Below are 524 nucleotides of genomic sequence, written 5' to 3' on the forward strand. Positions count from 1 at the left end.
AATATCAAACCGGGCCATGATTATTACTTTTATATCCGCAGTGTGAACACCGTTGGCAAATCGGCATTCGTGGAGGCCGTCGGTCGGGCGAGCGATGATGCGGAAGGTTACCTGGATTTTTTCAAAGGCAAGATAACCGAATCCCATCTCGGTAAAGAGCTGCTGGAAAAAGTTGATCTGACGGAGGATAACGCCAGCAGACTGGATGAGTTTTCGAAAGAGTGGAAGGACGCTAACGATAAATGGAATGCGATGTGGGGCGTCAAAATTGAGCAGACCAAAGACGGCAAACATTATGTCGCGGGTATTGGCCTCAGCATGGAGGACACGGAGGAAGGCAAGCTGAGCCAGTTTCTGGTTGCCGCTAACCGTATCGCGTTTATTGACCCGGCAAACGGGAATGAAACGCCGATGTTTGTGGCGCAGGGCAACCAGATATTCATGAATGACGTGTTCCTGAAACGCCTGACGGCTCCCACCATTACCAGCGGTGGAAATCCGCCGGCATTTTCCCTGACACCAGA

At 51.1% G+C, this 524-nt stretch carries 1 protein-coding gene; it reads left to right on the plus strand.

What is annotated here, in order from left to right; translation table 11 throughout:
- A partial coding sequence (locus FQZ95_RS03165; RefSeq protein WP_160529875.1) for a DUF1983 domain-containing protein occupies positions 1 to 524 on the plus strand: 524 nt, incomplete at both ends.

The sequence above is a fragment of the Escherichia sp. HH41S genome (assembly GCF_009820115.1).
In the GTDB taxonomy this organism is placed as follows: domain Bacteria; phylum Pseudomonadota; class Gammaproteobacteria; order Enterobacterales; family Enterobacteriaceae; genus Escherichia; species Escherichia coli_F.